21 protein-coding genes and 1 riboswitch are annotated in these 20,807 nt (G+C 64.1%); of the genes, 4 read left to right on the top strand and 17 right to left on the bottom strand.

Going from position 1 to position 20,807, the window contains the following annotated elements; genetic code table 11:
• From ACVCMJ_RS14820 to ACVCMJ_RS14795, 6 genes are all read right to left on the bottom strand, one after another.
• Entirely contained in the window at nt 1–1,089 is a 1,089-nt protein-coding gene (locus tag ACVCMJ_RS14820) for a glycosyltransferase family 9 protein (protein WP_447082161.1), read from the bottom strand.
• Between the two features lie 27 nt (nt 1,090–1,116).
• Nucleotides 1,117–2,415: a glycosyltransferase gene (locus ACVCMJ_RS14815; RefSeq protein ID WP_447082160.1), complete on the bottom strand. Its 1,299-nt coding sequence runs from the start codon at nt 2,413–2,415 to the stop codon at nt 1,117–1,119.
• Between the two features lie 36 nt (nt 2,416–2,451).
• On the bottom strand, nt 2,452–3,042 hold the full coding sequence (locus ACVCMJ_RS14810) for a BON domain-containing protein (protein WP_447082159.1): 591 nt from the start codon (nt 3,040–3,042) through the stop codon (nt 2,452–2,454).
• Between the two features lie 87 nt (nt 3,043–3,129).
• Nucleotides 3,130–3,768 (bottom strand): glutathione transferase, encoded by a 639-nt coding sequence (gene yfcF / locus ACVCMJ_RS14805; protein ID WP_447082158.1) that lies wholly within the window; start codon nt 3,766–3,768, stop codon nt 3,130–3,132.
• A 33-nt stretch (nt 3,769–3,801) separates the two neighbouring features.
• Complete coding sequence (locus ACVCMJ_RS14800; RefSeq protein WP_447082157.1) at nt 3,802–6,459, bottom strand: AAA family ATPase; 2,658 nt, start codon at nt 6,457–6,459, stop codon at nt 3,802–3,804.
• Nucleotides 6,456–7,589 carry a metallophosphoesterase family protein gene (locus tag ACVCMJ_RS14795; RefSeq protein ID WP_447082156.1) on the bottom strand — a complete coding sequence of 378 codons (1,134 nt, stop codon included), beginning with the start codon at nt 7,587–7,589 and terminating at the stop codon, nt 6,456–6,458. The genes ACVCMJ_RS14800 and ACVCMJ_RS14795 overlap by 4 nt, the downstream gene beginning before the upstream one ends.
• Nucleotides 7,590–7,732: 143 nt before the next feature.
• Between ACVCMJ_RS14795 and ACVCMJ_RS14790 the strand changes: the two genes are divergently transcribed.
• Complete coding sequence (locus tag ACVCMJ_RS14790; RefSeq protein WP_447082155.1) at nt 7,733–8,539, top strand: MipA/OmpV family protein; 807 nt, start codon at nt 7,733–7,735, stop codon at nt 8,537–8,539.
• An 8-nt stretch (nt 8,540–8,547) separates the two neighbouring features.
• Here the strand turns inward: ACVCMJ_RS14790 and ACVCMJ_RS14785 are convergent, their stop codons facing one another.
• From ACVCMJ_RS14785 to ACVCMJ_RS14770, 4 genes are all read right to left on the bottom strand, one after another.
• Nucleotides 8,548–9,228: a TorF family putative porin gene (locus tag ACVCMJ_RS14785; RefSeq protein WP_447082154.1), complete on the bottom strand. Its 681-nt coding sequence runs from the start codon at nt 9,226–9,228 to the stop codon at nt 8,548–8,550.
• A riboswitch (TPP riboswitch) is annotated at nt 9,219–9,311 on the bottom strand. Its footprint overlaps the gene before it by 10 nt.
• Before the next feature lie 84 nt (nt 9,312–9,395).
• The gene (locus tag ACVCMJ_RS14780; RefSeq protein ID WP_447082153.1) at nt 9,396–9,716 is read right to left on the bottom strand and encodes a BON domain-containing protein; all 321 of its coding nucleotides are present in this window, start codon (nt 9,714–9,716) and stop codon (nt 9,396–9,398) included.
• Between the two features lie 76 nt (nt 9,717–9,792).
• Complete coding sequence (locus ACVCMJ_RS14775) at nt 9,793–9,954, bottom strand: DUF1328 domain-containing protein (protein WP_447082152.1); 162 nt, start codon at nt 9,952–9,954, stop codon at nt 9,793–9,795.
• 218 nt (nt 9,955–10,172) lie between these two features.
• Nucleotides 10,173–10,625: a hypothetical protein gene (locus ACVCMJ_RS14770; RefSeq protein ID WP_447082151.1), complete on the bottom strand. Its 453-nt coding sequence runs from the start codon at nt 10,623–10,625 to the stop codon at nt 10,173–10,175.
• Between the two features lie 156 nt (nt 10,626–10,781).
• Between ACVCMJ_RS14770 and ACVCMJ_RS14765 the strand changes: the two genes are divergently transcribed.
• The gene (locus ACVCMJ_RS14765) at nt 10,782–11,906 is read left to right on the top strand and encodes a permease (protein WP_447082150.1); all 1,125 of its coding nucleotides are present in this window, start codon (nt 10,782–10,784) and stop codon (nt 11,904–11,906) included.
• Between the two features lie 65 nt (nt 11,907–11,971).
• On the opposite strand, the gene ACVCMJ_RS14760 is transcribed toward ACVCMJ_RS14765, so the two are convergent.
• The 3 genes from ACVCMJ_RS14760 to ACVCMJ_RS14750 all read right to left on the bottom strand — a co-directional run bounded on the left by ACVCMJ_RS14760 (nt 11,972) and on the right by ACVCMJ_RS14750 (nt 14,965).
• Nucleotides 11,972–13,183 (bottom strand): CynX/NimT family MFS transporter, encoded by a 1,212-nt coding sequence (locus ACVCMJ_RS14760; RefSeq protein ID WP_447082149.1) that lies wholly within the window; start codon nt 13,181–13,183, stop codon nt 11,972–11,974.
• A gap of 44 nt (nt 13,184–13,227) precedes the next feature.
• Nucleotides 13,228–14,616 (bottom strand): magnesium transporter, encoded by a 1,389-nt coding sequence (locus ACVCMJ_RS14755; RefSeq protein ID WP_447082148.1) that lies wholly within the window; start codon nt 14,614–14,616, stop codon nt 13,228–13,230.
• A 151-nt stretch (nt 14,617–14,767) separates the two neighbouring features.
• On the bottom strand, nt 14,768–14,965 hold the full coding sequence (locus tag ACVCMJ_RS14750) for a DUF3008 family protein (RefSeq protein ID WP_447082147.1): 198 nt from the start codon (nt 14,963–14,965) through the stop codon (nt 14,768–14,770).
• 406 nt (nt 14,966–15,371) lie between these two features.
• Between ACVCMJ_RS14750 and ACVCMJ_RS14745 the strand changes: the two genes are divergently transcribed.
• Nucleotides 15,372–15,878 carry a Dps family protein gene (locus ACVCMJ_RS14745; protein ID WP_447082146.1) on the top strand — a complete coding sequence of 169 codons (507 nt, stop codon included), beginning with the start codon at nt 15,372–15,374 and terminating at the stop codon, nt 15,876–15,878.
• Nucleotides 15,879–15,952: 74 nt separating this feature from the next.
• Nucleotides 15,953–16,162, top strand: a complete 210-nt coding sequence (locus ACVCMJ_RS14740; RefSeq protein WP_447082145.1) for a CsbD family protein — start codon at nt 15,953–15,955, stop codon at nt 16,160–16,162.
• A 79-nt stretch (nt 16,163–16,241) separates the two neighbouring features.
• Here ACVCMJ_RS14740 and ACVCMJ_RS14735 read toward each other — a convergent pair whose 3' ends face one another.
• The 4 genes from ACVCMJ_RS14735 to ACVCMJ_RS14720 form a co-directional block, all read right to left on the bottom strand.
• Nucleotides 16,242–16,625, bottom strand: coding sequence for a BON domain-containing protein (locus ACVCMJ_RS14735; RefSeq protein ID WP_447082144.1), 384 nt, complete (start codon nt 16,623–16,625; stop codon nt 16,242–16,244).
• Nucleotides 16,626–16,703: 78 nt separating this feature from the next.
• Nucleotides 16,704–17,993 (bottom strand): cytochrome c, encoded by a 1,290-nt coding sequence (locus ACVCMJ_RS14730; RefSeq protein ID WP_447082143.1) that lies wholly within the window; start codon nt 17,991–17,993, stop codon nt 16,704–16,706.
• A 10-nt stretch (nt 17,994–18,003) separates the two neighbouring features.
• Complete coding sequence (locus ACVCMJ_RS14725; RefSeq protein ID WP_447082142.1) at nt 18,004–19,767, bottom strand: GMC family oxidoreductase; 1,764 nt, start codon at nt 19,765–19,767, stop codon at nt 18,004–18,006.
• A gap of 9 nt (nt 19,768–19,776) precedes the next feature.
• On the bottom strand, nt 19,777–20,547 hold the full coding sequence (locus tag ACVCMJ_RS14720; RefSeq protein WP_447082141.1) for a gluconate 2-dehydrogenase subunit 3 family protein: 771 nt from the start codon (nt 20,545–20,547) through the stop codon (nt 19,777–19,779).
• Nucleotides 20,548–20,807 lie beyond the last annotated feature (260 nt).

The following is a 20,807-nucleotide window of genomic DNA, read 5'->3' as shown; positions in this document are numbered from 1 at the left end:
TTACGGCACCGTGGCGCGCATAGACAGCAATTCGCGTGCCGCTTGCACAACCTGTCCGGGGGTCACGCCGGCCAGGCATGCCGGCTCCCCGTACGGGCACACGCTGCGATAGCAGTTGCGACAAGGCACCGGGCTGTTGAGCACCCGCTGAGGCGCCTGCCAGGGGGTATGCTGCGGATTGGTCAGCGCGTAGAGTTCGACAATCGGCACCTGCAGGGCCGCCGCAATATGCGCCGGCCCACTGTTGTTGCAGACAAAAACGTCGGAGGCGCCAATCGCGGCGCCGAGTTCGCCCAACGTCAACGCCCCGCTGAGATCGATTAGATCGCGGGCAAGCCCGCTATGCCTGGCCACGGCGGCGGCAAAGTCCGCATTTTCCGCACCGCCGAGCAACAGCATGCGGCGTCCCTCCTGGCGCAGCCCGTCCAGGGCCTGGGCAAAGAGCCGGGCCGGATAGCGGCGCGACGACGCGGAAGCCCCCCCATGAGCGGCGATCCAACCTCCCCGTTCCTTGACGCCACAACGCGCCAGCTTGCGCCACAGCCCCTCCCGGTCCACCGGACGCACGAGAAATCCCAGACGGGAATCCTGCGTCGCAGCGCCCACCTTTTCGACCAGCTCGAGCTGACGCAAGACTTCATGCCGCTGGATCTGCGCGGGCTCGGGTTCCCGTACCCAGTCACTGAGCAGCTGATACGGATTTTCGCGGCTGTAGGCGAGCACGCGCGGCACGCCGGCCAGATGCAGCATCAGTGCCGCGGGCAGCGCGCTTTGGCTGTACACCGTAAAAATGACGGCGGCGTCCGGATGCAGGGCTGCCACCCGCTGGATGGCCTCACGGTCCCGTGCCGCGGTTGCAAAGGGGGCCTTGACCCACGACGCGTCGTATTCCATCACCTCGTCGACTTCGGCCAAATGAGGCGCGAGCACCGCGCCTGCGGTAGAAGTCAGCAGCGTCACGCGCCCGGCGATCGTCCGCAGCGCGCGCAGTGCGGGCGTCGTCATCAGGACATCACCCATATTGTCCAGACGGACGCCCAGGACATGGCGGATCCCACTCCAGACCACGGCGTCGCCGACTTCAGACATGACGCACCAGATCACCTCGCATGCCGATCAAGCCGCCACTGCTGTGGCGCTGCCCGAGGCGCGCACTCGCACATCGAGATGCGTGTGGCTGCCGCGAATCCCGCTCAGACCCCCGTACACGTCGAGCAATTCCGTGGCCACCCTCTTCCAGGTGTACAGCCGGCGCGCCCGGCGCAGTCCCGCATTGCCCATTTGCGCACGGAGCGCGGGATTGCGAGCCAGCGCCGCCAACCGCTCCGCCAGCGTCTCCGCATCGCGGGGAGGCACCAGGAAACCGGTACGGCCGTCCACGACCGTGGTCCGGATCCCTCCCGTGTCTGCGCCGACCACGGGCCGCTCGCAGGCCATAGCCTCCACAGGGGTGATGCCGAAGGGTTCATACCACGGCGTCGTCACGAACACATCGCTGGCGCCGTAATACCGGGCGAGCTCGAAGCGGTCCCGCCGGCCGGCGAACTCCACCACATCCGTGACGCCTTCCTCGGCACAGACGGCGCGCAGCCGCGCCACTTCAGGCAGTCGGGACACGCTGAGATCGCGTGCGTCTCCTCCGACCACGCAGAGCCGGGCATCCACCTTATGGCGGCGGCGCAAGCACGCCACCGCCCGGATGACGTTATCCACGCCCTTGCGAGGCACCAGACGCCCGAGCTGCAAAATGCGAAACCGGCCGTCCCGCCAACCCAGGTGCGCCCGCGCGGCGGCCATGTCGCAGGGCTGCATCTCCTGCGGATCGTAACCGCAGGGCACCACCGCAATGCGGCTGGCGTCCGCCCCGTAGAGCGCAACCAAGTCGTTTCGATCCTGCGGGCATTCGGCAATGATGCAATCGGCTTCGCGCACGACAGCCGCCTCCATCGCGAATCGCGCATCCGGAAAACCGTCGGCCTCGCCCTGATGCTGACGCCGCACCTTGCCAAGCGCATGAAAGGTCACGATCAGGGGGCAGCCGACGATACGCGCGGCCTTCAGGCCGACGCTGGCGGACATGAAAAAGTTCGCATGAACCACGTCATAAGGATCCGCCTGACTGATGAAGTGCTGGATCAGTCCACTTTCAAAATCCGGGAGCCACGGCAGCAGCGACTCCTTCGGGAGGAAGCGCGCTGGCCCCGCCTCGATATGGATGACCCGCACACCCGGGAGCCAATGGACGCAGGCTGCCTGATCCACCGCGTCCTTGCGGGTATAGATGTCGACCTGATGACCCGCCGCCGCGAATTGTCGGGCGATCTGGGCCACATAGATGTTCTGGCCGCCGCTGTCCACGCTGCCTGCGGCCGCCAGCGGGGAGGCGTGCTCGCTGATCAAGGCTATATGCGCCATGATGGTCTCCGGTGAGAGAAAAGGAGCATGCCCGCGCTATACCGGCCCGCTGGCATAACCGCCGCTGGAAAACACCTGGACGCGGTTCTCGACTTCTTCGACACCGGCGCACGCATGGGCGCAGTCTTCCACGGCGACGCGCGTTGCGTGGTCCGGGACGTTCCCCGTCAGGGTGGCCTTGGCATTCTGGACGCTGACCTCCACGTTTCCCACCTCGAGTCCGCTGTCGCGCAGCCGCTCACACAGCGCACCGCGAATGTAATCGTCGGTGCGCACGGAACGGGTCGAGTCGGTATACGGAACGCTGGAATCGACGGGCGATACGCCCTGTCCCTCCACCGCCGGGCGGACCGCCTCGCTGCGCGGGGCATCGTGGTGGTAATAGGGGTCCCGGACGGTGCGGGTCCCGGGGTATTTGCCGCCCTGCTCGTACTGCGCGCCGTGGGGATTGGCCTCGCCGTAGCCATACTCGGCGGGATCCTGGCTACCCGAGTCCCCGTGGGGCCGTTGCCCCGATGTGCGCTCCTGAGAGGTAGGAGGCTCGGCGTAGCTGTCGTCGCTCGCCTGGCGCCTTTGCGGGTCGTGAAGCGCTGGGCGATCGTTTTTGCCTGGATCGTCGTGATGCATCTCGGAACTCCTGGGTGTGCGCCGCCCAATGGCGACGACACTCCAGCGAGCAAGCAGCGTTCCCGAGAGGCACCCTGGGCCGCTGCCTCAGCGGATGCGCGCGCTCCACAAGCCGATCCAGCGCTGAACCGAGGATCGGTCCCACTGGCGATGGACGTAATCGACCAACCTGGAGGGTACGGCGTCTCCTGCACTGACCAGGCGGTTGAGCATGAAGGCCAGCTCGAAATCCGCGATGCTCCAGGTCTTGAATAGCTGGCCCGCACCCTGTGGAAGTGTGTGTTCGGCAAACGCGATCAACTTGGCGGCTGCCGCGCGCGCGGCATCGCTCAGGGCCGGCAGCGGCTGCGCCGGTTTCCGGAACAGATTGTCCGATGAGCGTTCCTGGCGGACCACGGCCAGGTCCGTGCGCACCCAGGCCTGGATCTGGCGCGCGCGGGCGCGCTCGCGTACATCCTCTGGATAGAGCGGCGCCCCCTCAAAGGCCTCGTCGACATACTCGATGATGGCCAGAGACTCGGGCAGCGCGAAATCACCCTGTACGAGCAGCGGCACCTTCCCCGTCACCGACAGCGCCTGGTATTCGGGCCGGTGCTGTTCGCCCTTGGCCAGGTCCACGGGCGATACCTCGAATGGAATACCCTTTTCGGCGATCGCCACGTAGGCCGCCATCGCGTAAGGGCTGACGAAATTCGCGTCGGTATACAAAACCAGTTTGTCAGTCATGACGGGATTCTCCTGTCTTGGAATTGAGTCAGCCTATAGCGTACTGCGGGCCGGGTGCTTCAGGATCTCCATCTCCATCGGCACGGCGCCCAGGTCCAGCCAGCGATCAGGATGGCAGGAAAACAGCAGGACCTGATGGCGCCCGGCGGCGTCGAACAGGATGCGCTTCATCTGCGCAAGCCGCTGCGCGTCGCTATGCACCAAGGCGTCGTCCAGGATGATCAACGTGGGCCGCCCGGCATCCCGGAGCAGATCGGCGTAGGCCAGCCGGCTGATGAGCCCGAGCTGTTCACGCGCCCCGAAGCTGAGCGCCGCGTAGCCCGCGTGCGATTCACCTCCCGGATCGCTGCGAGCCAACGTGTCCGGAATCAGGTGCTCGTCGACCGACAGCCGCGCATGCGCAAACAGGAGTTGAAGATAGTGCTCCAGCCGGCGCTGCAGCGGCGCCTGAATGCGGCGGGTCAAGGCGTCGCGCTGAGTCCGCAGAAGCTGCAGCAACAGGTCCAGCGCCGCGGCCCGACGCTCCAGCTCATTGCAACGCCGCTCCAGGTACTGAAACCGCTGAAAGGTGTCCGCCCGCCGTTCCTCCAGGCCGCTTGCGCCCAGTACCTCGAGCCGGCCTTGCAGGCTGGCCAGCTCCATGGACCGCTGGGCGGCAGCCGAGGCCAGGGCATCGGCCGTGGCGTTGAAGCGCTGAATGTCCTGGGCCAGGATATCGGGCTGGGCGGACCGAATCTCGCGCTGACGCTTGTCCATGCCATCCCGCAAGGCGGCCTCTTGCGCGCGCAACTCCACGAGCCGCAGATTCAAGGCCTTGCTGCGTTGTTGATGCTCCGGCGATTCGACGGACGTCCGCAGCCGGTGCCATTCCTCGCGAGCACTGGACGCCGCCTGCCGTGCCAGGCCCAAATCCCTCTCATGGCCGCTGGCGGCCTGTTCGGCTTGCCTGAGCGCCTCGCGTGCCCCATCGCGCGCGCGCTCCGCAGCGCCGACCGCCATCCCGTCGTCCTCCAGCGGCAGCGCCAACGGATCCATCTCGGCCCGCAAGGCGGCCAAACGGTCTGTCGCCTGGGCGAGACCCGCCGCCAGGCTGTCGAAGCCTTCAGGCGCCAGCGTCGCCAGCAGGGCCTCGGCCTGCCGGATATCCTGCTCCAGCGCCGTGCGCCTCTCGGCGAACACCTCGGCCTGCCCCGCATCCGCCACCCGCAGCTCGTCGAGCAGCCCCCGCAACGCGGATTCCGCCGCCTCCCGGCGGCGTCCCAGATCCGCCAGATCCGGGCCCCCGGGCAAAATGTCCAGGTGTCCCAGGCCCGGCAGGTCCAGTGCCGCGGGTTCGACCAACAACCGCTCGCCTCGGCCCTCGAGCATATCCCTACCCAGATGAACACTGCGTCCGGGCTGGAGATCGAAGCGCAGCCGCGTGGCTGCGGACTCCTGCGCGATACCAAGCACTTCGCAGTCCTGAGCCAGCGTCCTGATGCGCTTTAGCGCGGCGGCATCCACGCGTAGCGGCTGCAGTTCGGCCCGGTACGTCTTCAACTGTTCGAGCAGCCCGTTCGACCGATCCAGGCGCTGTTGCAGATACTCCTGCTCGTGCATCAGCCGCTGCTGTTCACGCTGCAGTGCCACCCGCTTCTCGCGCCGATATGCCTGCTGGCATGCCCGTTCCGCAGTCTGATAGGCCAGTCGCGCCCGCTCCAGGCCGGATTGAATCAGCGGCTTGCGCGCCTCCTGGATCCGCAGCGCATCGGCTGCCTGGTCGCGGACACGCTCGCGCTGGATCAGGTCGTCCCGCAGGCGGCCAAAAAGGCCAAGCTGCTCCAGGCACACCTGCTGCCCGGCCTGCGCATGTTCCAGCGCCTTGGCATCCTGCTCCTGGACCCGGATCCAATCCTGAACCTCGGCCAGGCGCGCCTGTGCCTGAGCCGCCTGCCGGCGATAGGACTCCCACCGGCGCTCCGCGTCTTCGCGCTGTTGTGTGCGCAATTCCGCCAGCCGGTCCACCTGCTGCCGATAGGCGGCAATCTCCGTGTCCAGCCCTTCCAGCTGGCGCTGACATTCGCCGAGCGCCTTCAAGGCCGCCGCACGATCGCCGGTGGGAGTGCGTTTCCGGGCGGTGAACAGCTTCAGCCATTCCTGCTCCACCTGCGCCATCAAGGCATCGCCCGCACTGCTGGCGACTTCCCCCAGGCTCTCATCCAGCACCGACTTCAGGTAACCGCCCGCATACCGGACCGAAGGTTCGATGTCCTGCCCGGCGCCCTGTTCGATCCACAAAAGGCCGGGGATGCCCCAGTGTTCTGCCTTGCTGGCTCCCCGGCCCGGGAATTGATAACCCAGCAGATCCGCCAGCTTCTCCTCGGCGGCTTCTCCGCTGAAGGGCCGCCCGGCGACTTCCAGGTCACAGCGCTGTCGCCTGAGGAATGTCTTGGTGAGCTTCCAGGATTCGCCCCGCCACTCGAATTCCAGCGATACGGTCGGCGAGGCGGCGCTGTCTCCCCACGGAAGCAGGTCCTCGACACTGCTGGACTTGTAGCGCTCCAGGAAAGCCGCGCGAATGGCCCGCACCACCGTGCTCTTGCCGGATTCATTGGGCCCGACGATGAGATTGACCCCCGCCGCGAGACCGCTGATTTCCAGCGGCTGCCGGAATTGACGAAGCTGCTCGATGCGCAGACGGTTGAGTTTCATGCCCGCCCCCCCGCGGCGCCGTCTCGCAGCATACCCGCCAGAAGCGCCAGCGCCTCCCGGGCAATCTCGGCGGAGCCGGAGTCCGCGGCGTCCTGGCGCTCGCGCAAATCGGCGATCACTTCGCTCAAATAGCCATCCGCCCGCAGGGCGGTAATGTCCTGCTCCGTCGGCACCAGCCGGAGCGCACCCCGGTCACACTGGACGCTGCGGCATTGGCCCTGTGCGATCGACAGCGCCTGCTGCAGCCGGGAATCTCCGTCCAGATCAATCTGCCCCGATACCGTCAACTCCAGCACCACATCGGGTTCAAGGTGCGACAGGCGCTGCAGCAAAGGCTCCAGATTGGATGATACGGACACCTCTTCCCGCCAGGACAGCCAGCGGTATTGCGTGACGGCGTGCGGCGTCACCGCAGGCGGCTCCCCCGGAGCGGACAGTTCCACCATCAGCACCTGCCCTGCGCCGTTGTCCTTGAATCGCTCGTATTCGGGGGTGCCGCTATACCAGACCCGGTCATTGATCTGCTTGAGGCCGTGCCAGTCGCCCAGCGCCAGATAGTCCAGCCGCGCTCGCTCGGCGCGGTCCGCCGCGATCGGGTTGGACGAATCAATGTCTTCGGCCAGGATGCCTTGGACACTGCCATGCGCCAAGCCGATGCGCAGCAGGCCCGGCGCCGTCTCCTTGGCATCGAACCAGTCGGTCAGATCCAGATGCGTCTGGCGCTGCGTCAGCGGCGCCGCCAGGACGGAGAACCCCAAATCCGCGAATTCGTACACGCCGGGTTCCAGCAATACATGCGCATTGGCCGGGATCGCGCCCAGGCGCGCCGCCTGCGTCCAGACACTCTCGGCCAGCGCTGCGTCATGATTGCCGGGGATCAGAATCCAGGGGCCGGCGAATCCCTGCAAGGCGTTGAATACCCGCCGAATGGTGCGGTCCGATACGGTCTGCGCATCGAATACGTCGCCGGCCACCAGCACCGCGTCAGCCTCCTCCGCTACCGCAAGTGATGCAATGCGCTCTACCGTCGAAAAGCGAGCTTCGGCCAAGACCACGGCGTCTTCGGGGGCAAAGCGCCCGTACTGGCGCCCCATCTGCCAATCGGCGGTGTGCAGGATCCTGACTGTCATCAACCTATTTTAGTGTGGAGACCGCAAAAGGTCGCGATGGCCGCCGCAGGCCCGAGCACGGGCGCATGCCGCGCTTGACGGGCGGAAACCGGGAGGACTAGGATGCGGTCACACAACCTTACCTATGTCACGGAGGCCTCTCCATGCGCCGTCCTGCCGCCCCAGCCCGCACGGGGCTCTGTTCCACTTTGCTGGCCTGCGCGTTGTTGGCGGCCGGCCTGGCTGTTCCAGGCGCCGCAAGCGCCGAGGGCCCGGACCAGATCGCGCTGGGAGGAGGGATGACGGTGCTGCCGAGCTATGAGGGTGCGCGGGACTACAGGGCGCGTCCATTTCCGGCCATCAATGCGCAGTCGGGGCGCTTTTTCGCGCGTACCGGCGATGGTTTCTATGACAGTACCGGAGATGGCGTGGGGCTGAACCTGGTCCAGACCCCGAATCTGACCTTGGGCGTCGGAGCCAACATCATGTGGGGCTACGACCAGGACGATATGCCCCACGGCGTCGGCGGTCTGCCGGACGCGGTGGGGGCCCATGCGTTTGTCTCCACGCGGCTGGCCGAGTATGTGCTGAAGCTGTCGGCCACCCAGGCTGTAACGCACCAGGACAGAGGGATGCTGCTCAACGCCCGCCTGTCCTATCCCTATGCCGCCACCGCCGCGCTCACGCTGACCCCCAGCGTGGCGACCAGTTGGGCCAACCAGAAGTACATGGACAGCTACTTCGGAGTGTCCCCCGATGCCTCAGCGAACTCCGGCGTGGATGCTTACGCGCCGTCGTCGGGGATCAAGGACGTATCGCTGCGCGTCGGGGCGAAGTATGCGGTCACCGACCGCCTCAACCTGACTGGCTCCATTGGCACCAGCCGGATCGTGGGCGAGGCGGCCAACAGCCCCCTCGTCCAGCAAAAGACGCAGATGCGGTCTTCGATCGGAGGCAGCTACGCGTTCTGACCGGGAGCCTAGAACGTGGCGCCCAGCCCTACGATGAAGCGCGTATCCCGCGATCCATCGTCCACCTGATCGCGGTGATTGGCACCGGCGACCGTACCGGAGACGGTGAGGTGCTTCGCAAACGCATAGCTCAGACCCGCGCTGTAGTCAGTCTTGTTGCTCAGGCCTTCTGTCTGGTAGTCCAGGTAGCCTAGCCCCAGATTCAGACTCACGGCCCCTGTGAGCGGATATGAATATGCGAGCTGGTAGTACAGGTTGCCTTCGTTCACATTGGCGAGCATGCCGCGATAGGCCTTGAAGGTGAGCTGACGGTAGCTGAGGCCGACATAGGCTTCGCCATCGTTCCAGGAGCGTTCGTTCGGGTAGAGGTAGTGGATGTAGCCCACGTCCAGCCCGAAGTCCTTGTTGATCTGTGCCTTGTAGCCACCGTAGAGGTCCATCTCTACGCGGGCGTCGCCAAAGTGACCCGTGGAGTTCCAGTTGCCGACGTAAAGGCCGCTGGAAGACGCATAATCCACGCCGCCCTGCACGGCCGGCCGGAATGCCTTGTCGCGCCCGTCCTGGTCCACGCCCCTGCTCTTGTAGAGCGAGACAGTGGAAAGATTGAAGGAAGTGTCCGCGTGAGCAACCGTATTGGCGCCAAAGGCCAAGCTGCCCAGCATGAGAATGCCGAGTGTATGTGCTTTCATGAATGCTTTCCTGCGCGAGGATGATCTCAATCAGGTTCCAAGGGACTATCTCAGCCGCTGATGCGGCACCCCTAGCATGCTTCGGAAGTGAAGCGGGACGGATTGTAGTGCAAAAAAACCCCCGCGGACGCGGGGGTAGGGTCGGACGAAGCCGAGGACGCCGGCGCTCAAGGCACCACGGTGATGTTGTTGCGCACCTCAGTCACGCCCTTCACGGTGCGTGCCAGTTCGGCGGCACGGTTCTTCTCGTGCTGGGACTTGGCAAAGCCCGACAATTGGACGATGCCGCCCTGGATGGTCTTCACATTGATGTCCAACGCCGAAGTATCGGGATCGTTCGCGAGTTTGGCTTTGACCTGCGCGGTCACGACGGAACCATCCACATATTCGCCAACGGATTCCTGCTTGTTGGCCACCGAGCATCCGACCAGGGTGATGGTTGCCAGACCGGCGACCACGGAAAATGCAATTTGACGGGCGATTTTCATAGTGTTTTATCCCTCTCAAAAATGGAATCTGGACAGAACTGGCAGGCAGACCCCCGCCAGCCTGTGCGGTTGCGCGTCAGCCCCTTCGCCGACCGAAGATCAGCGAAATGATGAACAGTATGACGAAGATGACGAACAGAATTTTGGCGATCTCTGCAGCCAAACCCGCAACACCGAAGAAGCCGAAGAAACCGGCGATGAGTGCAATGATGAAAAAGACTACTGCGTAGTACAGCATGGGCTCTCCTCATCGTGATTATCCCTACTGCTACCGGGGCTGCTTTTAAGGTATCATCGCCGCCCTGCGATACGTCGCTCAAGCTGTAACAATTTCGCGCCCGGTTGGCATGCCTCAACGGGTCTATTCACAGGCGTACGGCGGCCCTTCGACAGCTCCGCCGCCCGCCCTGCTTTCACACCAACTGACACGCATGTCACGAAATCACATAAGCGGATTCAATGCCCGTACCGCCCGTGATCGTGGCTTTCGCCATGGCCGTGGCCATGATCGTGCCGGTATTCGGCTCCGTGCCCGCGCTCCGGTCCGCGCTCATGGACCCGCGCATACTCGCCGCGGTGCCCGCGGTAATACGGCACATAACGGTTGACGTACCAGTCATCGCGCACGAAATAAACGGGGCGGCCGCAGGCGCCATACCGCGCGCAGTGCTTGCTCCAGTGTTGGGCATAGCCGGGCGGCACGCGCAAATAGATCGGAGGGGCACCTACGAACTGAGGCGCTGGGGCCACGACCACGGGCTGGGGATAGATCAGTTCAGGGGCAGGCGCTCCGCCGATATTGAGTTGGCCATAGAAGCCGGGCTCGCCGACGCTGATGGACACACCGACCTGGGCTACGGCGGGCACGGACGCTGCGGCGAGCAGAGCCGCCAAAAGGATATTCTTCATCTTTTTCAAAACCTCCAACAGTACATCCGCCCGATAGCGCATCACGGAAACCTCCGATTACCGACGGGCGGAAACGGCCATTCAGTGTAGGCAGTCGTCCACAGTGATATTGCTACGCATGGTATGAGGAATGACCAATCGTAGCGCCGGGACACAATGGGGTTAACATTTCGCCTGCGTTCCACCCCCAGACAATCCGTTGTGACTCATTCCGCCAGCACTCGACACGCCCTGCATCCCGCTTGGGGAATTGCTGTTTTTCTGCTGATCGCACTGATCGGCCTGTTCGCCGTCAAATGGTCGCCCTATTACGACCGCGCCTTCGTGGCCGCCCAAACGCATTCCATCGGCCAGTCGATCCTGGCCGGACCGGGCGGAGAACTGCCGCCCCCTTCTTTCCAGGCCGCACTGGGCTATGCCATGTCCTACGGGGCGGCCATCTGGAAGGCGCTGCTGCTGGGCCTGCTACTGGGCTCCGCGATGCAGGCCCTCCTGCCTGCGGACTGGATCCGGCGCTGGCTCGGCGGCTCGGGCACCGGCAGCATTCTGGCGGGCACCCTGCTGTCCATCCCCAGCATGATGTGCACCTGCTGCTCGGCGCCGGTCGTGAACGGATTGCGGGATTGCCGCGCGGCCCCGGGGAGCACAGCGGCCTACTGGCTGGGCAATACCATGCTGAATCCCGCCACACTCGTGTTCATGGGGTTCGTGCTGGGATGGCACTGGGTCGGGCTCAGGCTCGTCGTGGGGCTCGTCATGGTAGTCGGACTGGGATGGCTGCTCAACCATACGGGCCGGACAGACGGAACCCTCCCTGCCATGTCCGACGAGCCCCCCTGCTCTTCGGCGACAGTCCGGCCGGCGCTGGATGCCGCCCGCGCCCTGCGGCGCTGGGCCCGGGCCTTCACGGGCATGGCGCTGCGCCTGCTGCCGGAATACCTCGTGTTGGTATTGCTGCTGGGCGCCGCCCGCGCCTGGCTTTTCCCGGTGATGGACGGGGGCATGGACAACAGCGCGCTATGGATCGCGGCCGCCGCTGTCGCGGGACTGCTGTTCGTCATCCCCACCGCCGGCGAGGTCCCCATTGTCCAGGGGCTACTTTCGCTCGGCGTGGCCGCAGGACCGGCCGCTGCCCTGCTCGTGACGCTGCCCCCCGTCAGCCTGCCGTCGCTTTTCATGGTGGCCCGCTCATTCCGGTCTCGAGAGTTGGCGATTCTGGTCGCCGGTGTGCTGGCGATGGGTCTGCTGGCGGGCATTCTGGCCATCGGACTCGGGTTCTGAGAACAGGAGCACGACCGGGAGGATGGCGCCCCGGCAGCGTCCCGCCTTGGGTGCCCCGAATCGGATCAGCCGGCCTTGACGTGCAGGGCCCGGCCAGCGCCCAGGCCGCTCAGGCATCCCCCCACGGCAACCGCCGCGAAGAGCCACCCGGATGCGCCGAAATGCCCCGTCCAGCTCTTGATGAGGCCAATCAGCAGAGGCGCCCCGGAGGCCACCAGGTAACCCACCGTCTGGGCCATGCTGGATAGATGGGCCGCGACATGGGAATCGGGAGAGCGCAGCACGATGAGCGTGAGAGCCATGGCAAAGAAGCCCCCTTGGGCGATTCCCTGCACCACCGCCCAGAGCCAGACAGTGCCCAGCGGCGCGAACAACACGCCCACAAGCGACAAGCCGGCCACCAGGCTGAGGCCTACGCTGAGCAGGCGCTGGTCATGGAAGCGGGCGATCAGCGACGGCAGGAGCAGGCTGCCGAGAACATTCATGAAAATGCACACCGACGTGACCAGGCCCGCCTGCGTCCCATCCAGGCCGCGCTCACGCAGAATCGGCGCCAGCCAGCCCGATACACTATAGGCCAGTGAAGACTGCAGCCCCATGAACAGCGTGACCTGCCAAGCCAGCGGGCTGTGCCAAAGACGCCGCATGTCGCCCGCTGAACGCTTGGGACCGGAAGCCGCCGGACGGTGCCGGATCCGCAGGCCCCAGACCGCGGCCACGGCGAGTGGCGGCAACGCCCAGACGGCGACGCCCACCCGCCAGGAATCGCCAAAATGATAGGCCAGCGGCAGCGTCACCGCTGCCGCCAAGGCCGCCCCGCCATTGAGCGCAACGGTGTACAGCGCCGTCATGAGCGCAACGTGCCGGGAAAAATCGCGCTTGACCAAGGCGGGCAGCAGCACGTTGGTCACCGCGATGCAAGCACCCGCCAGCGCCGATCCCAAAAAAAGGCCGGGCAAACCCGGCCAGGCCCGCAGCGCCGTTCCGACGGCCAGCAGCAACAGCGCTCCCAGTACGGTACGTTCGATGCCAAACCGCTGGGCAAACGGTGGCGCAAACGGCGCGAAAGCCCCCAGACACAAGACCGGCAAGGTCGTCAAATAACCGGCCGTGGCGGATGATATCCCGGTCTGCTGAATGATCTCGGGCAGCAGCACGGACAGGGTGGGGAAGATCATCCGCAGGTTCAAGGCCACCAGCATCAGGATGATGGCCAGCCAGAACAGGCCACGACGTGCCGTCGTGGAAGGTGCCACCCGCGATTCGGATCCGGACATGAGCGCGCTCGAAAGAAAAGGGCCTCATTCTACCGAACGCCGTGTCAGAGATGGGCGGAAAGCAGCGTGGCCATCCCGAGAAACACCCCGAACCCGATGACGTCCTGGAACGCGGTTTCGAACGGGCCCGCTGTGGTCGCGGGGTCAAAGCCCATCCTCTTGGAAATGATGGGGAACAAGGTTCCCATGAACGCAGCGGTCACCATCGAGCAGGTCAACGCCACGCCGATGACCACCCCGAACATGAAATGCGTCGACCAGAAGCCGCCGATGGTGCCCAACACGGCGCCGCAGGCGACGGCCATCATCACCGTGGTGAGCACCTCCTTGACCACCGTCGCCATCGCGGCCCTGGTGCTCGTGGTCCCCATGTCGATCTTGCGCACGGTGATGGCAGTGGCCTGCAGCCCGACATTCCCCGATACGGCGGAAATGACCGGCATGAAGGCCGCCAGGAGGATCACCTGCTTGAGAATCGCATCGAACTGATCAATCAGCAAAGCGGCGGCCATTTCGATCACCATCGTGCCAAACAGCCAGGGCAGGCGCGTTTTTGCCGCCTGCACCGGCGACATGGCTTCCATCGCCGCCGCGTCGGTACCCACGGCTCCCCAATACCGTTCATACAGCTTGGCGATCGTGACCTGCATCAGGTCCTCCTGAGGGACCACGCCCACCAGGAAACCGTCCCTGTCGGTCACGGGCAGCGAAAGAAATTTGTGCTTGGACAACAAGCGGGCCGCCGAAGTGCTCTCGGTGTCGACCGAAACGCAGACGACCTGTTCTTCCATGGCGTCGGCGACCAAACGGTCCCCGGGCTGCATCAATGCGTCGCGAATCGAGATGACTCCCAACAAGCGTTCTCGTGTGCGGCCCGAGACCTCTTCCTGCCGCACCACCTGCATGTCGTTGGGCAGCTCCTTCTTGGGGTCGCTGCGCGGCACCTGAGCCAGCGCCTGGCGCAGGGTCATGGCTGGATCCAGCCGCACGAAATGCTGCGTCATCATGCGGCCGACGGTTCCTTCGGGATAGCACTGCTGCTGGGCCGCCTCGCGCACGACATCGGCCCCGATGAGGCCGGCATTGGTACTCTCTTCGATGGCCCGCTTCGATTGATCCGACAGAAGCACGGCGGCGTCCCGGCTCGGCAGCTGATCAATGAAGCCGGCCAATCGGTCTGGGGCCAGCGTCGCCGTGATCGTGGTGGTCAGTTCGGGCGCCAGAAGAGTGAGCACATGCGCCGCGCATGCGTCCTGCAAGGTATTGAAAGCCTTGACCGCGTCGGCGGGGTCCAGCCCTTCCAGCACCAGCGCCACCTCGGCGGGCGCCTGGTCCCGGAGCAGCCTCGCGATCGCATCCTCATCCACTGGCTCCTGCTCAAGCCTGAGCCGAACATCCTCAAGCAGTTTTTCCCAAAGCGATCGTTCGTTCAAAAGTCCCTCTCCCGGCCCAGCTGCGGCGGCCGGAAAGAGCAAATGGCGTGCCCGAGAATTGAAACCGGCGCACCCACCTCCTGCGGGATGACGGGGAGCTCGTCCCGAAAGCCCCCGGACAGATCAGGCGGCGATCATCCTGCGCCCATCCTCAGTCATCAGAATCGTCGGATGTATGTTCCGGTTTGCCTTTGCGTTTGGTGGAGGCGAGTTCCTCCAATTCCTTCTCGGACATCGATTTCACCATGGACTTCGACGCGCCCTTCAGCTTGCTTTTGCTGGTCTCGCCGCGCTTGGCCGACAACGCGGCTCCGGCAGCTTTCTGTTGGGCCTGTGATTTCGCTGGCATCTGCATCTCCTGTCGCACTGAAGCCGCCGACCGGCGAGCCGACCGGCCCCTGCGCGCCCGGAAGGGCGCGCCGCTTCCAGTCCCGTGCAGCAAATGCCATGCCGCGCCTGCCGAGGCGCCGCTGCCCGGCCCCCACCGCACCGGGTGACCGATTCGCCAGCACGCAGACGCTACGGGCGGTCACCGCTCGAGGAATACGCGTGAGGCCGCTGTATTAATAGTCTCTGACTATCGAATTGATAATAATAATGGCTTTTGTATTTTTGGCCGGAACCAGTAGACTTGTTTCAGGGGCACCACTTCCAGGGGCCTCTGAACCGCTGCCGGACAGGCGGCGTTGTGCCATGTTCGAGAGTCCCTGGAGCGAGCCGCATTTCCAAAATACCTGACAGCAAGGAGTCTGACTATGGCAACCCGGAAAACGGTCACCCGCAAGGGACGGCAGATGGACATCGGCATCTCGGAAACCGACAGGGCGGCAATCGCCAAGGAATTGTCCACGCTGCTGGCGGACACCTACACACTGTACCTGACCACCCACAATTTCCACTGGAATGTGACCGGCCCGCTGTTCAACACGCTGCATACCATGTTCATGGAGCAGTACACCGAACTCTGGAACGCCGTCGATCCGATCGCCGAGCGCATCCGCGCGCTGGGATTCGTGGCGCCGGGATCCTATGCCGATTTTGGGCGCCTGAGCACCTTGCCGGACGTCCCTGCCCAGCCGCCGAAGGCCCTGGAGATGATACGCATCCTCGTTGATGGCCATGAAGCGGCGGCCCGCACTGGCCGCCAGGCGCTCGAAGTGGCGGACCAGGCCAACGATCAGCCCACGGTCGACCTGTTGACGCAGCGGCTGGACCTGCATGAGAAGGCGGCGTGGATGCTGCACGCGCTGCTGGAGGACTGAAGGCGGGGGCCCTCGGGCACGGTAATTGCTGGGGATATCTTGATCTTTAACTTTTCACAGCAAGGAGAAGCAGCATGAACAAGGATACGATCAAGGGGAACTGGCTCCAATACAAAGGGAAGGTAAAGGAACAGTGGGGCAAGCTCACCGATGACGATCTAGATGTCATCGACGGCAAGCGCGACCAGCTCGTCGGCCGGATCCAGGAGCGTTACGGCATGACGAAGGACGACGTAGACCGGCAAATCAAGACCTGGGAAACCGATAACCGGTATGAGTGGTAGGCCGCCCTACCCTCCCGTCCCACAGCAGCGTTGAAGTGGAAGGGCCCCGCACCGGATAGAGTTCGGGCGGGGCCTTTCTCTACATCACCTGCAGGTCGTAATCGACGCTGCGCACACCGGGAACCTGGCGGGCAGCCTGCACCGCGTTTTGGGCGGCGGCCTGGCTGCTGACCGTCCCGCGCAGCGTCACAATTCCATTCAAGGTCCCGACCTGGATATTCGAAGTCTGCATGCCGGGAACCGCCGACACGGCGCTGACGACGTTGGCGTTGATGGCGGCATCGTTGGGGCTCACGACGGCCATCCCGCTCTCCGTGCCACGGTAATAAGTCGGCGGGGGCGATGCCGTGATCGACTCCCCCGGACCGCCATGGTCAGAGGGTTGATAAGGCGCCACGCAAGCGGACAGAACAAGCGCTGCGGCGCCCGCGGTCCACATCTTGAGATATCGGGATCGAATCATGATGGCCTCCTCAGGCATAAAAGTTCAGAGATGGAGTGAACTCAGCAATTCCCATGCCCGCCGATGGTATCGATCCGCTCAATGCTCCGACTGCGTCAGCATGCGCTTGAAGCGCGGTCCGTACTTGTGGAAATCCTTGCGAACGTCTCCCACATCGTCGGCAGACACGGCAGGCGCCTGATTGCCCCAGCTATTGCGTACATACGTCAGCACGTCGGCCACCTGCTGGTCGTTGAGTTTCCAGTCGAATGCCGGCATCGCGAGCCCGGTCGGCAAAGATGGGGGATCAGCCATAAAGTCGCCGCCCAATACGACCTGGATGAGCGATTCCGCATTCCTCGCCTGCACTGGGGAACTGTTCGCCAACGGCGGAAACGCGTGCGGCTGCCCTTTGCCATCCGCCATGTGGCACCCCATGCACTGATCCACGTAGAGGCCTTTGCCGCGCGTCATCGAGTCGCTGCTGACGGCCGCGGTCTTTTCGGCCTTGTCGCCCTCGGCGCCCTGAAACGGCAAATCCTTCAGATAGGTCGCCACCGCCAGCAAGTCGGTATCCGACATGTGCTGCGTCGAGTTCATGACGACTTCCGTCATGGGGCCCGCACTGGCCGTATCCTTGTTGGCGCCGGTCTTCAGATACTGAATGATGTCCTCCTTGGACCAACTGCCCAGCCCGTCGCGCTCCTGGCCCGTAAGACCGGGCGCGAACCAGCTCTCTCCGGCCTCGCCGCCCTCGAACGCATGATCGTCATCCGTGGCGCCCAATACGTTCTTGGCCGTATGGCAGGCGGCACAGTGCGCCGGTCCGTTCACGAGGTAGGCACCCCGGTTCCACAGGTCGGATTTGTCAGGAGCGGGCTGGTAGTTGCCTTCGTGAAAGAACAGCAGATTCCATCCCTTCACCAGTTCGCGCCAGCCCAGGGGCCAGATCAAATGGTTCTCGGGCGGCATAGCCCGTACAGGTTCCAACGTATTCAGATAGGCCTTGATGTCGTTCACATCCTCCCGGGTCATCTTGGTGAACCACGGATACGGGCAGGCCGGATAGATGGGCTTGCCGTCTTTGCGTATGCCTTCATGCAGCGCCCGATAGAAGTCGTCCGTCGTCCAGTTGCCGATCCCCGTCACCACGTCGGGCGTGATGTTGCTGGAGTAGATCGTGCCAAACGGGGTTTCCACCGGGTAGCCCCCCGCGAACGGCTTGCCGCCCTTGACGGTGTGGCAGGAAATGCAATCGCCGGCAGCCGCCAGATAACGGCCCCGCTGGATGCTCACGTAGTCGTCGGTCTGTGCGCAGGCGGCTGCCGCGAAGATCAGGCTTCCGGACAGCGCCGCAAGCGTGACCATCATGGGTTTGTTCACGTTCATGAGAATCTCCCTAGACCTGGACCAGGGGTCCGGGATGCTTCAGGTACATCTTGCGAATCGCGTCTGCCGCCCAGAACGCCAGCGCGCCCACCGTCCCCGTCGGGTTGTAGCCCGCATTCTGCGGAAAATTGCACGATCCCACGACGAACACATTCGGCACGTCCCAGCTCTGCAGATAGCGATTGACCACACTGGTGCGGGGATCGTCCCCCATCACCGCTCCACCGGTGTTGTGGGTGGTCTGGTACGGGATGATGCTGTAGGGCGGCTTGCGTTTCTTGACGCTGATGGAACGCGGCCGCATGGCCTTGGCGATGCCCTCGGCCTTGCCCGTCAGATAATCGGACATCTTGTAGTCGTTCTTGTGGAAGTCGAAGGTCAACCGCAACATCGGATTCCCATAGATATCCTTGTAGGTAGGATCCAGATCCAGGTAGGCCTCGCGGTGGCTCACCACGCTGCCATGGGTGGCGATGGAGACGTTCTTCAGATAATTGTCCGCCATGGCCTTCTTCCACCCGGCGCCAAATGTGGGCGTCCCCTCGGGAAGGCTATGTTGCAGGATGGGACGCCCGCCGGTGGTCCACAGTGCGAGGTAGCCACCGCCGATGAAACCCTCCGGCCCGTGGTCGAAATTGTCGCCGTTGAAATCGTCGATGGCCTGGCCGAGTGCCCCCGCCCCCATATACGGGTTTATCAGCTCATCGACAAAAACCTGGACGGCCGACGTGATCTGGTAGGCATAGTTGCGGCCCACCACGCCAAAATTTTTCGCGGGATCGTAGGGCTGGCCGATGCCCGACAACAGGAGCAGGTGGACATTGTGCTGAGCGAAGGCGCAGAGAATGACCAGTTCCGCAGGCTGCTCGAACTCGCGGCCCTCGCGATCCCGATACATCACTCCGCGAGCCTTCTTTCCGGACCGGTCCATCAGCACCCGGGTCACGTCACAGCCGGTGCGATACGCAAAATTGTCTTTCTTGAGCAGGACCGGCAGAATTGTGGACTGGGGCGAGGCCTTGGAGTTGTTGCCGCACCCGAACCATTCGCAATAGCCGCAATAAGTGCACTGCCCCATCTGCACGCCCAACGGGTTCAGATAGGGCCGTGACGTGTTGGCCGCCGGTGCCGGAAACGGATGATAGCCCAGCTCGCGCGCCGCCTTGTCGAACATAAGGGTCCCCGCGCTGCGCTCGAGCGGCGGAAGCGGATAGTCGCGCCGCCGATTGGCTTCGAACGGGTTGCCTTCCTTCCCGCGCTGCCCCGCGACGTTGGCCGCCTTGCCCGCTATCCCGCACAGATACTCGAAGCGGTCGTAGTAGGGCTCCAGATCGTCGTAGGTGACCCCCCAGTCCTGAATCGTCAGGTCCTCGGGAATGAAACTGGCGCCATAGCGTTCTTTCGTATGGGACTGCAATACGAAATCTTCGGGAAGAAAGCGCCAGGTCTGTCCGTTCCAGTGCACCCCTCCACCGCCCACACCCGCGCCAGGACGAAACGATCCCAGATGGCGCATGGGCAACGCGGTCTGGTCGCGGGTATTGCGAAAGCTCAAAGTTTCCCGCACCGGAGCCTGGAACAGTCCGTTGCGCACGGCATACCGGAGTTCGTCCTGAATGTGCGCCGTCGAAAAATCGGGCACGGTCGCGCGGTCCACCCCACGCTCCAGCGCCAGCACCTGCAGACCCTCGTCCGTCAGCTCCTGCGCGATAATGGATGCCGTCCAGCCAAAGCCGACCAGCACGACATCCACTGAATTCAATCGGGTCGCCATGGTCTCTCCTCAGATGTCGGCATTCAGCCGCGTGCCGTCCCGGCCCATGATGCCCACGGGCGGGTAGGGGTACGACTTTCCGTACTGCGTGATCTCGTGCACATAGTTGTATCGGGGGCCCGGAAATCCGATGAGGTCCCACCCCACGAAATTGCGGTTGCCGCCATACATGGGATCGGCGAGGAAGCCTTCCTGGGTGTTCTGCCACAATATGGAGAAGAAGGCGACGGCAGGCACATTGCCCAGATCGATCTTCTTCTCATCCAGGCCGTGCAATACGGTGTCCTGCTGTTCGGGCGAGAGATCGGCAAAAGGCTTGTGGTACTGCTGGCGGCAATGTTCATCCACCGCTGCAATGGCAAGCCGGTAGAGCTGTGCGGGGGTCTGCTGAAGCTGATAACCCTGTTGTTCCGTTCCCTTCGCCCAGGGTCCGCGCATGTACCAGGAATCTGCCCGGCCGTAGGGTCCGCCCAGTTGCCGGTCAATGAAAAACGGCACCTGGGCCTCCACGGCGCCGGGGTCCTTGCTGTCGCCGGGAATCAGGCGCCCGGTGGCGGCCACGATGAAACGGTACTCGTCGTTGGTAAAGAAAATTCGCGATAACGCCGGCCGCGGCGCCTCGTCACCCCAGGCCGGCAAAACCAGCGCCGTCGGAAGAATGACGGCCAGGTGCACGAACTGTCGGCGTGTGAATCGCTTGGCGGCCGGAGGTCCGTTTCCGTGTTCCGCCGAAGGGGATGGACCGAGATCGAATACATGTCCGCCGCGTGTGGTCTGCATGCTGCCTCCTGGTTGGGCAGCGGCGCAGCAATTACTGTGCCCGAGGCAAGGAAGGCTAAACCGCCCTGACTCCTGGCCTTTTTACCGGCTGTGGCACTATTTGCTGCGCAGGCATCGCGCCGCCCGCAGCCGCCGACGCTGTCCATCCCACCCTCGTCCGCGCCCATCGCACATCCGCCGTCCACCCCTTGACCGCCTTCGACCTCTGTCCACACTGCCGAAAGGCGGATGTTATGTTATAACGTAACCCTTCAACAACA

Source organism: Castellaniella sp. UC4447_H14 (assembly GCF_052978285.1).
Note: the sequence above shows the minus strand (reverse complement) of the source record. Positions and strands in the feature narration are given on the sequence as shown.

Bases quoted from the DNA above. Each gene is read 5' to 3' on its own strand.
- ACVCMJ_RS14820 (WP_447082161.1), bottom strand. From the start codon at position 1,089: ATGTCTGAAGTCGGCGACGCCGTGGTCTGGAGTGGGATCCGCCATGTC.
- ACVCMJ_RS14815 (WP_447082160.1), bottom strand. From the start codon at position 2,415: ATGGCGCATATAGCCTTGATCAGCGAGCACGCCTCCCCGCTGGCGGCC.
- ACVCMJ_RS14810 (WP_447082159.1), bottom strand. From the start codon at position 3,042: ATGCATCACGACGATCCAGGCAAAAACGATCGCCCAGCGCTTCACGAC.
- yfcF (WP_447082158.1), bottom strand. From the start codon at position 3,768: ATGACTGACAAACTGGTTTTGTATACCGACGCGAATTTCGTCAGCCCT.
- ACVCMJ_RS14800 (WP_447082157.1), bottom strand. From the start codon at position 6,459: ATGAAACTCAACCGTCTGCGCATCGAGCAGCTTCGTCAATTCCGGCAG.
- ACVCMJ_RS14795 (WP_447082156.1), bottom strand. From the start codon at position 7,589: ATGACAGTCAGGATCCTGCACACCGCCGATTGGCAGATGGGGCGCCAG.
- ACVCMJ_RS14790 (WP_447082155.1), top strand. From the start codon at position 7,733: ATGCGCCGTCCTGCCGCCCCAGCCCGCACGGGGCTCTGTTCCACTTTG.
- ACVCMJ_RS14785 (WP_447082154.1), bottom strand. From the start codon at position 9,228: ATGAAAGCACATACACTCGGCATTCTCATGCTGGGCAGCTTGGCCTTT.
- ACVCMJ_RS14780 (WP_447082153.1), bottom strand. From the start codon at position 9,716: ATGAAAATCGCCCGTCAAATTGCATTTTCCGTGGTCGCCGGTCTGGCA.
- ACVCMJ_RS14775 (WP_447082152.1), bottom strand. From the start codon at position 9,954: ATGCTGTACTACGCAGTAGTCTTTTTCATCATTGCACTCATCGCCGGT.
- ACVCMJ_RS14770 (WP_447082151.1), bottom strand. From the start codon at position 10,625: ATGAAGAATATCCTTTTGGCGGCTCTGCTCGCCGCAGCGTCCGTGCCC.
- ACVCMJ_RS14765 (WP_447082150.1), top strand. From the start codon at position 10,782: ATGGGGTTAACATTTCGCCTGCGTTCCACCCCCAGACAATCCGTTGTG.
- ACVCMJ_RS14760 (WP_447082149.1), bottom strand. From the start codon at position 13,183: ATGTCCGGATCCGAATCGCGGGTGGCACCTTCCACGACGGCACGTCGT.
- ACVCMJ_RS14750 (WP_447082147.1), bottom strand. From the start codon at position 14,965: ATGCCAGCGAAATCACAGGCCCAACAGAAAGCTGCCGGAGCCGCGTTG.
- ACVCMJ_RS14745 (WP_447082146.1), top strand. From the start codon at position 15,372: ATGGCAACCCGGAAAACGGTCACCCGCAAGGGACGGCAGATGGACATC.
- ACVCMJ_RS14740 (WP_447082145.1), top strand. From the start codon at position 15,953: ATGAACAAGGATACGATCAAGGGGAACTGGCTCCAATACAAAGGGAAG.
- ACVCMJ_RS14735 (WP_447082144.1), bottom strand. From the start codon at position 16,625: ATGATTCGATCCCGATATCTCAAGATGTGGACCGCGGGCGCCGCAGCG.
- ACVCMJ_RS14730 (WP_447082143.1), bottom strand. From the start codon at position 17,993: ATGAACGTGAACAAACCCATGATGGTCACGCTTGCGGCGCTGTCCGGA.
- ACVCMJ_RS14725 (WP_447082142.1), bottom strand. From the start codon at position 19,767: ATGGCGACCCGATTGAATTCAGTGGATGTCGTGCTGGTCGGCTTTGGC.
- ACVCMJ_RS14720 (WP_447082141.1), bottom strand. From the start codon at position 20,547: ATGCAGACCACACGCGGCGGACATGTATTCGATCTCGGTCCATCCCCT.